Origin of the sequence: Vibrio sp. Evd11 (genome assembly GCF_900382755.1) — a bacterium.
Lineage (GTDB): Bacteria > Pseudomonadota > Gammaproteobacteria > Enterobacterales > Vibrionaceae > Vibrio > Vibrio lentus.
This window is the reverse complement of record NZ_OSDX01000108.1, coordinates 1-8,079: the sequence shown is the minus strand read 5'-3', so window position 1 is coordinate 8,079 and position 8,079 is coordinate 1. Positions and strand designations below refer to the sequence as shown.

Here is an 8,079-nt window from a genome sequence, read left to right as displayed (position 1 = left end):
CCTACCTTGGAACTTCAAACATTAACAATATCGCCCCGTGGGTTCATGGGGCGTTTACTAATAAAATACTAAAGGTAACGGCTTCTTAGATGGTCTTTGAAGTATTGCGCATTCAAGGTTTCACCCGTTGCACCTTTCACCAAATCATCAGTAGTAAGCAGGCTGCCTTTGCTCCAAATGTTTGATTCTAACCAAGTGAAGATAGGGAATAAGTCACCGCTCTCAATCATTGAGTTCACATCGACCGTTTTTTTTATTGAAGCCATGAACTGAGCCGCGTACATCGCACCTAGTGTGTAAGATGGGAAGTAACCGAATGCGCCGTCTGTCCAGCTAGCAATGGTAATGTCAACGACTGCTGTACAAAAATACACCTCACAATATACATCGTTTTGGTGTACATTGATTTGGTGTGTATAATTTGAGTTGAGTTTAAACATGGAAAGCGGACTTCAGAAGATCTACCTTCACCACAGTTACTTCAAAGGAAAATTCACAGAAGTTGAGTGTGTTGGACATACAAACAATATGGGTACAAACGGTGCTGGTAAATCGACCATGCTTAGCCTTATTCCTTTTTTCTATGGTAAAGAACCGAGCTCACTGGTAAATCGAGCTGGAGAGAAAAAAGCATTTGCTGATTTTTTGTTACCATCAGCGCGGTCAATGTTGATTTTTGAGTATAAGCGTTTGGATGAACTCAAGTGCGTTGTAATGTATAAGTCGAAGAAATCGGTAGCTTATCGATTTGTTGATTGCAGTGCAGAAGGTGGCTTGTTTCAACAACATCTTATGGATCAGTTGGCCAGCACTAACGATGCGCATGATTGGTTGAAACACGTTGTATCTAAAAACTTTTATGTAAGTAATCAGATTGGAAGTTCAATTGATTACCGAGCAGTTCTACTAAACGATAAAAAGCGCCTGCAAAAGAAACGTAAGTCCCATCAATCATTATCCTCAACTGCTTACCAGTTTTCACTTTGTACAAACGACACCCAGATGCAGCATATCGATTCTTTGACAGCAGTAATGTTGAGACACGATAAGCTCCTTGCTCAATTTAAAACGATGGTGGTAGACAGCTTTTTATCTGACCAGATAGATATCGGAGATGCGCCTTTCCACAAGGACGATGCAGAATATATCAACAGCCTTAATGTATTGGTTGAGATTGAAAAGCATAGCGCTACGTTTCATGGTGCTTTGGATAAAGATGTAGAACTCAAAGAACAATGGTCGTTATTGCTAGCCTATAAAAAACAGTTAGACCAAGCTGCTTCTGAAGTGGGATTAAACCTGAGTACTACAGAGGCTTTAATAAAAGACTTGGAAATTCAAACAGGTGATCTGGAAGATGATTATAAAAGTAAAACAGCCGCATTAAGAGAACGTTATAACAACGAGTCTAATAACCTAGAGGGTAAAAATAGCCTAATTCAGACGATATATGATGAAAGAGAACGGTGGGACGGGAAGGAGAACATTACAACCAAGATATCCCAGTATGAAGAATTGTCTGGCTATGAAGCCAAAATGAGCAGTGATAGTAACCACTACACAGGTTTATTAGAAGCGGTATCACAGCAGGCTGATGCCCACCAAAAAAAAATTGGTCAACTGGAAACGGATACAACGAATAAGTTAAGCAAGGCAAAGGAAGAGCGATCCTCATTAGATAACTCAATGTCTAAGCATTTGAGGCTTACTCTGCAAAGGGAAAGTGATTGCTCTGACGAAATGCATGCGCAAATTCGTGAATTTTTAAAAAGTCGAACCTCAGAAAAACAACGTATTAATGATGATGTTCAAGCGCTCTACGCTGATAAAACAGAGGCTTCTTTGTATTCTGAAGACGAGAATAAAGAAATAAATTTATATGAAAACCAGATTAATGAAATTGAAGAACAACTAGTAAAGCAAGCTAAAGATATATCGGAGAAACGAAGACAACTTGATAGTGATAAAAAGCTTCAGGACGGCAAACTAGATGAACTAGAACTCAAAAAGAAAGCACTGGGTAAGACGGAAAAAGAAAGAGAGAAAATAACTAGGCAGTTAAATCCTGAGCCTGATAGTTTGCATGAATTTTTGAATGAAACGAAATACGCTTGGAGAGACACAATAGGGAAAGTGATTCGACCTGAGCTCCTTAGCCAGAAGAATTTAAACCCTCAATTAGTCGGTGGGGAAAGTTCCCAAGCTCTGTATGGACTCGAAATAAACCTCAACCTTGTTGAACCGAACGAGTTTACTAAGTCTGAGAATCAGCTAAAGCAACAAAGAGAAGTTCTAAAAAAAGATATCCTTAATTATGAAGAAGATATAACTCGTATAAAAACAGAACTTGGAAAATTTAACAAGCAGGTCTCCCAGTCCGAAAAGGAACTATCTCAACTGGGAAGAGAAGAAGACAGATTGAACACTGAAAAAAAAGAGATAGGTCTATCAATAAAAGCAAAAAAAATTGATATAGAGAAGACCATAACCAATAGGGTTTGGGAAATTGATAAACGTATTCAGCAGAGTATTTTAGAGCTAAAAGCATATGATCATGAAACGGATAGTGATGTTGAAAAGTTAGAAGAAACTGCCAGGCAAGGGATACTAACTTTGAAAGCCAACGCTTCGGTTGTAGAAGCAGCAATTCAAGAGCAAATCGATCTGAAAGATCAATTAATTACAGGCATTAAAGATACTGCGGATAATCAACGTAAAGAGCTCGAGAAGATCTTTGAGGCGGTATTGAAAAATAAAGATATCGATCCTTTGACTGAGCAAGTAGCTAAAGAAAGGGCGGTCAAGTCTAAGAGTGAATATGAACTAATAAAAAGCTACGCACAGCTAATCAACGACTATCGTAGCTGGGAAAAATCGTTGTGGGTACATATAAATAAGCATGAAAAAGAAGCAACTGAACTTTCAGTATCAGTTGCTCGCCTATCTAGTCAGCTTGACGAAAAAAAGAAAAATCACCAAGAGCGATTGAAAGAACTAGAGGCCAAGATCAAAGAACAAAAAACGAAGCTAGGTCGGTTAGAGAAGGAGTACAAGAGTGTAAATAACGCCTATGCAGATGTTAATGATGCACTTGATAAAGTTCCTGCTACACATGAATCATCCGAAATAAGAGATAATTTATCTTTAGAGCTGCTACTTGAACGATTAACAAAGAACATTAATAGGATTAAAGTATTGCGTCGAAGCATCGCTGATGCAGTAAAGAAAGTGGGAGAGGTGCTAACAAGTATAGGTTCAAAAAATAAAATCTATGTTTTGTGGGAGAACATGGAACAAGACAGAAGTCGTCGTTCGATTCACGCCAATTACACTGAAAATTTCTTAATTGAGGGTGTCGATGATGTAAAACGTCTGTTGGAGGTAGCCATCCCCGACATCAGAGAAGTCACCCTAGAGTCACTCAAAACTGTAGGTGAACGATATGTGCGTTTCTACCATTCATTGGACACATTAAATAGAAAAGTGAGATCAATTTCCTCAACACTTGGTGAAGAGATAAATACAACAAATCACTTTGAAGCACTAAGCGACATTAATATAGAGTTGGTATCAAAAGTCGATGAATTTGATATATGGAAAGATTTAAAGGCGTTTAGTGAAGTCTGGTCTAACTGGGTGGAAAACGAACGGAATGTTCTTCCTAGTAAAGAATTTGTCACAATATTCCAAAGTACGACAGACTCTTTACGTAGTTGTCAGATAAGTAATGATATAGAGTCTTTAGTCGATATTGATATCTCGATGAGAGAAAATGGTCGACGTGTAAATATAAGAACCGATGCAGATCTTAAGGGGCTTAGTAGTGAAGGTATATCTACTTTGGCAGTGATTGTTGTGTTCTGCGGAATGACACGTTACTTATGTAAAGACAATAATGTGAGGATACATTGGCCATTAGATGAACTTGGTAAAATTTCAGACGAAAACGTGATTATCCTATTCGAATTGATGGATGAACATAACATCTCGCTGTTTTGTGCTCAGCCTAACCCATCACCTGTATTACTCCGCTACTTTACCACCAAGAATTATGTAGACAAAAACTTAGGTATTAAACGTTATGTTTCAATAAAAGGTGATAAGAAAAATCCTTTATTACCTGAAAAAGAGGGCAAGTAATCATGAGCACCAGATTTGAAATTACGGTTGAATATCTGCTTGATGAAAAAGTCATATGTGAAGCTTCTTATCCCGAAGCTTTTCGATTCCTCCAGGACTCTATAAATCGTTCCGAAGTTAATGTATTTCTGCATCGAGTTTCCAGACAAGTTGGAAAGACGAAAGACAGTAAAGGTTATTATTGTTCATATGAGACATTGGAAGATCCAAAGAGACGAAAAAAAGCGACGAAACAGTTCTCTCATATGCTCACCGACCTAGAACCGTTGATAGATTGGCTTAGATTAGTAAGAAATGTAGATGCGGAATCTCGCCCAATAGAAGCAGGTACAAGAATCTCCGAGTCAGAGCTACTATCTGCAATAGAAGAGTCTTCCTCTATGTCTGAACTGTTGAGCCAGATTGCTTCTAAATTTAGAAAAGTTTCAAGGTCTGTTGAAACAAAAACCAAGCTGAGGTCTGTTCTGACTTATTTATCTGAAAATGGATATTTACTATCGATTGGTGGTTCTGGTGCAGTGTATAAAGCAACAGCTAAATGGTCTTTATTATTTGATCAATTAGAATTTATCCACTCATTTGAAGGTTACGAATTACCAGATGATGAACCAGAACCTCAGCAGGAGCTCTTCTGATGGGACGTAAAGAAGATTCTAAATCAGCGATTCGTGCACTAAGTAAGCATATAGAAGTAGTTGATGAAAGCTGCTATGTCACTGCTGGTCAAATTGAGGACACACCTGAAAATGAATCTGCAATAACAGCCTTAGAAAAGAACCGATTAGCTTACTATGTAGATGACAACCTTGGTGTGCAGGTTCACAGTAAAGTTAGGAATTTGTTAGATCATGTTACTAGCAGATATAGGTTTAGAGAAAAAGTTGGAGCATATTCCAGCCTTATTGAAGATTTAGAATTTAATATAGAGAGCTACAAGAAATCGAAGGTCAGGACACATACTACTCACGAGCAATACTTTGATGAAATCAGAGAGATAGTTATGGAAATAATGGACATGCTTACAGATGCGTTAAGCATGTATCACCATATTGTTTCTGATGAATTTAGTGTTGTGTCTGATATTGATGAACGTATAAGACAGACAACCCGCTGCAAAGATGAGTGCTATAAGCTCCGAACGACAATCAGCCACTTAAGTGTGGTAAAGATAAGAGAGTGGGTTGGAACTGATTTACTGCTTGAACGTTTACTAATGAAAGTCTTTAAAGCTCATATTGATCGTTGTTTAAAAGACTTAGCAGCGACCAATCGCAAGCTAAACAGTATGGTAGAAAAACTGCAAAAAGATAAAGCAGTTCGTCGGCTTAACATGCTGATTGATATCTTCTCGAGCAAGTTCAAAGAGCAACCAGGCTATCGACCCGATATATCAGGGATCATGGAGCTGCCAACTTGCGCCTCTCTTGCTGAAAGACAACGTTTGGGGGGATATGCTGATATCAGTAGTGCAAGGGATGAAGAGCTCCTGATGGATATGGCACTGGATACTTTGGAAAAGGTTCAACCAGAGCCGAATATTGAGCAACCAGAAGAAATTGAAGAGAAAATCTCCGATGCAAGAGGAGGAACTCTAGAAAATGTTCTTGATCCTCTAACAGAAAATGTTGAGCTACTATTTCAGGCTATTACCGACACATCCCACAAAGAAGATATTTCAGCAATGAATGCTTATGGAGTTCTCGGTGTTGAAGCTCTGCCTGAAGATTGGATGATCATGGTGATGAGCTATTATGAAGCACAGAAAAAATCAATTTCCAGATATGTAACTGTCGAAGAAGTCAGAGATATTGTTCAGCCTTTTGACGGTACTTTGTATATCAAGGATATGGTTTTCAGGAAAAGTAATCGTGAATAAGAAAGTTTTTAAACTTGCACTCCAAATAGTTAAGTCATCAAAAAGACAGCTTCCAGACAAACCTTCTTATAGACAGATTTGTGATGAAGTTGGTATAGGCGATTATCGAAGTGGCAAAATTCATTTAAGCTCTTATGAGTTGAGAAAACTGGAAAACTTTCTTGATGGAATATTTGGTAAATCAGTAATAGATCTATCTCTTGAGTTTGATAACCGAATGGACGCATCAAAAACAGTACCTGATGAAAAATGGGCAAAAGGAGACGTATTTAAATCTATGATAAATATGTCTAGCCTCGCATCATCAATTCCCTTGGTAGGTAACGAGGAAATATCAACGCCCGTTGGTACTGTAGTATCTGTAAGAAAAGGTCATCTGGATGTCGAACGCATAAAGCAGTTGATAATCTTAGAAAACGGAGAAACCTTGGTTTACTGGGAGGAAGTCATCGACCGTATACCTTCTGAATATAAGGAGGCGGTAATGATCTATAAAGGGCATGGTGATAACCAGTCAATTGTGATGGAAGTGATTAATAGTTTAGGTAATTCAGCAAAAGTTGCAATCTTCTTTGACTACGATGCTGCAGGTATTGATATGGCTCTAAAGGTAGCAGAGTTAAGACCCATCGATCTAATAGTACCAACAAGCTTATCTCCAGAAATACTAAAGTTGAGTAAGCTTAAGGAATTCCACAAGCAGCAGCCTCAGCTATTAAGGCGATTAAAGGATCCTCACACACCAGAGGTAGTTAGAGAGCACTTGATGAAAATGAAATTGGAACGTTTGGCAATTACACAAGAACACCTGGTGGTACATAAAGCACAATTAAAAGTGATAGAGAATCTGGAGATTAAGCGATGATTGGAGGAGGTCTTAGTACAAAAGAAGCTCGTTTTAGAGTTATCGAATTACTCGCTTATTGGGAAGGGATGGTTAATGCCTCTAAGCTAGCAGTGTTGTTTCAGGTAACAGTAAACAATATTACTAAGAGCTTAGCAGAGTATCGAAAAGAATATCCAGACTCACTTTCTTACAATAAGAGTGAGAAAAGATTCGAACCAACTAGTGAGTTTCATCTCCAGTATATTGACGGTTCATGGGGGGAGTATACTGCGTTCCTGAGACTAAATAACGTTAGCTACTCTTCAACGCTATGGGGTGAAAATACCATTGATTTTGGGCCTGCGATTTCGAGTCATGTTGACCCACAAGTAAGTCGCATTCTTACACAGGCAATAGCAAAAAATCTCGCTATCCAAGTGACATACTATTCTCTTAGTCATCCAGAAGGAATGAAAAGAAGATTACATCCAATTGCAATGGCAAACAGTGGACTCAGGTGGCATTGCCGAGCTTACGATGAGTACAGGAAAGAATTTAGAGATTTCAATGTAAGTCGTATGAAGGATGTAGCTATTGCTGGAAACTCGTCTTGGACTGCCAAGGATGACGACTGTTGGATGCAGACAATCACTTTGAGAATTTCTCCTCAACCAGCGCTAACTGTTGAACAGAAACGTGTGATTATGATGGATAAGGGAGAAGGGGACTTCTATGAGGTAAGTATACGAGCAGCTATGGCCGAGTACTACTTACAATTTCACCTTATTGATAAGCATGAACGATCAGAATCAGATGATCCTACGATACGGCCTTTGTACCTAGAAAACTATGACGAAGTTAGTAGGTGGTTGTTCTAATCGAAAGTAGCAAAGAGCAGCACTTTCTTGTGCTGCTCTATATCTAATTTGATGTTTTATTAAAGGTAACGACTTCTCAAATGATCTTTGAAGTATTGCGCATTCAAGGTTTCACCGGTTGCGCCTTTCACCAAGTCATCGGTGTTAAGCAGGCTGCCTTTGCTCCAAATATTCGATTCTAACCAAGTGAAGATAGGCGATAGGTCGCCACTTTCAATCACAGCGTTCACATCGACAGTTTTCTTCATTGAAGCCATGAACTGAGCCGCGTACATAGCGCCTAATGTGTATGAAGGGAAATATGATCTGCTCCAGTCAGACTGGACACTTAACTAAGCGACATTTTGTTTTTCAAAGTT

5 protein-coding genes and 2 pseudogenes are annotated in these 8,079 nt (G+C 38.7%); 5 read left to right on the top strand and 2 right to left on the bottom strand.

Annotated elements, in window-relative coordinates; all coding sequences use genetic code 11:
- Window positions 1-68 precede the first annotated feature (68 nt).
- Window positions 69-332: pseudogene (locus ED652_RS23305) on the bottom strand (carboxypeptidase M32); the annotation flags it as partial.
- Window positions 333-438: 106 nt separating this feature from the next.
- Between ED652_RS23305 and ED652_RS23300 the strand changes: the two are divergent.
- Genes ED652_RS23300 through ED652_RS23280 form a run of 5 tightly spaced genes read left to right on the top strand, consistent with a single transcriptional unit; the run spans window position 439 to window position 7,720 of the window.
- Complete coding sequence (locus ED652_RS23300; protein WP_122056315.1) at window positions 439-4,140, top strand: ATP-binding protein; 3,702 nt, start codon at window positions 439-441, stop codon at window positions 4,138-4,140.
- Between the two features lie 2 nt (window positions 4,141-4,142).
- Entirely contained in the window at window positions 4,143-4,775 is a 633-nt protein-coding gene (locus tag ED652_RS23295; RefSeq protein ID WP_122056314.1) for a hypothetical protein, read from the top strand.
- Window positions 4,775-6,016 (top strand): hypothetical protein, encoded by a 1,242-nt coding sequence (locus ED652_RS23290; protein WP_017081039.1) that lies wholly within the window; start codon window positions 4,775-4,777, stop codon window positions 6,014-6,016. The genes ED652_RS23295 and ED652_RS23290 overlap by 1 nt, the downstream gene beginning before the upstream one ends.
- The gene (locus ED652_RS23285) at window positions 6,009-6,881 is read left to right on the top strand and encodes a hypothetical protein (protein WP_122056313.1); all 873 of its coding nucleotides are present in this window, start codon (window positions 6,009-6,011) and stop codon (window positions 6,879-6,881) included. Before ED652_RS23290 ends, ED652_RS23285 begins: the two co-directional genes overlap by 8 nt.
- A complete protein-coding gene (locus tag ED652_RS23280; protein WP_017081041.1) occupies window positions 6,878-7,720 on the top strand; it encodes a YafY family protein in 843 nt (280 codons plus the stop codon). The genes ED652_RS23285 and ED652_RS23280 overlap by 4 nt, the downstream gene beginning before the upstream one ends.
- Window positions 7,721-7,779: 59 nt before the next feature.
- On the opposite strand, the pseudogene ED652_RS23275 reads toward ED652_RS23280, so the two are convergent.
- Window positions 7,780-8,022: pseudogene (locus ED652_RS23275) on the bottom strand (carboxypeptidase M32); the annotation flags it as partial.
- Window positions 8,023-8,079 lie beyond the last annotated feature (57 nt).

Bases quoted from the DNA above. Each gene is read 5' to 3' on its own strand.
- ED652_RS23300 (WP_122056315.1), top strand. From the start codon at position 439: ATGGAAAGCGGACTTCAGAAGATCTACCTTCACCACAGTTACTTCAAA.
- ED652_RS23295 (WP_122056314.1), top strand. From the start codon at position 4,143: ATGAGCACCAGATTTGAAATTACGGTTGAATATCTGCTTGATGAAAAA.
- ED652_RS23290 (WP_017081039.1), top strand. From the start codon at position 4,775: ATGGGACGTAAAGAAGATTCTAAATCAGCGATTCGTGCACTAAGTAAG.
- ED652_RS23280 (WP_017081041.1), top strand. From the start codon at position 6,878: ATGATTGGAGGAGGTCTTAGTACAAAAGAAGCTCGTTTTAGAGTTATC.